The 1,171-nt window shown below is 56.3% G+C and carries 1 protein-coding gene; it reads right to left on the bottom strand.

All coding sequences use genetic code 11. The annotated features are described in order from the left end of the window. Window positions 1-19: 19 nt before the first annotated feature. Entirely contained in the window at window positions 20-961 is a 942-nt protein-coding gene (locus ABID19_RS34290) for an IS110 family RNA-guided transposase (protein WP_263807309.1), read from the bottom strand. Window positions 962-1,171: the final 210 nt, after the last annotated feature.

Raw genomic sequence — 1,171 nt, 5'->3', positions numbered from 1 at the left:
CGATTAGTTTCCGTTGTGATCAAGCACGTTTTTCGACCCAGATGCGATCGGCTTTGACGAGCGCGTTGGCGGTGACGAGGAGCTTGCGCATAACCGCGACTATAGCGATTTTGGCTGGTTTGCCCGATGCAATGAAGTGCTGATACTTTTCCCTGAGGTCAGGGTTAAAGCGGGCAGCGACGAGAGCGGGCATGTAGAGCGCGCGTCTAACGTTGGCCCTTCCACCTTGGATGAAGCTTCTGCCTTTCCACTGCCCTGATTGGCGGGCGACGGGAGCGAGTCCTGCCAGCGATGCGGCCTGTTTGTTATCAAGTGATCCAAGCTCTGGCATTATAGCGACCAGCTGGTTGGCAGTACGTGGGCCAAGGCCAGCTATGCTGGAGATAATTTCATGCCGGCGGGCAAGTTGCGGATCGGCCGCAATGCTTGCTGCGAGCTCGGCATCGAGAGCGATTATATGCTGATCGATCTGATTGAGGCGTAGCTTGTGCTGACGCTTTAGAAGCGGAATCGTCAGGTTTTTCTCCTGGTTTTTAAGCGCGGTTCTGTCGCGCATCAGACCGTCGCGGGCGCTGATCAGTTCAGCCAACCTTGCCTGTTCGGGGTTTATAGCCGGGCGCACGGGCGGCTGCATTGTGCTAGCCATGCGGGCCAGCATCACTGCATCGATCCGGTCGGTCTTGGCCAAGGTTCCAGCTGCCTGGGCAAAGCGCCGCGCACGAGCGGGGTTGAGCTTGACGCAAGGCAGATCAGCCAGAGCTTGCTCGAGTTCCCGGTGGTAAGCGCCAGTCGCCTCATATGCCACGCGTTCGACTGACCATTGTCCCAGCCATGTAATTAAGGCTTTATGGCCGCGGGCAGTATTGGCAAACTGCTGGTTGCTGCCTGCAGGATAGGCATGAGCATCGAGTGTTGCTTTTGAGATATCGATGCCGATGGTTTGTGGTAGGGTATCGCACATCTTTTCCGCTATCCTATTCTTGTCATCCGGGCCCAAATGCCCCGGTTTCCGTTCAGGCCTGCTGGAAAAGAAAGGGGTGATCACACTAATCGACGGTCCTCAACGACCTAGACAACTTCGATCCATTCCCTTCCGCCCGATCCGGGATGGCCATCCCGGATCGGGCATCTCTTACTGAACCAAACGGCTTGGAAAGTCATAAGACAAGAC

Origin of the sequence: Mesorhizobium robiniae (assembly GCF_040545535.1) — a bacterium.
Taxonomy (GTDB): domain Bacteria; phylum Pseudomonadota; class Alphaproteobacteria; order Rhizobiales; family Rhizobiaceae; genus Mesorhizobium; species Mesorhizobium robiniae.
This window is presented reverse-complemented; position numbering and strand designations above follow the sequence as displayed.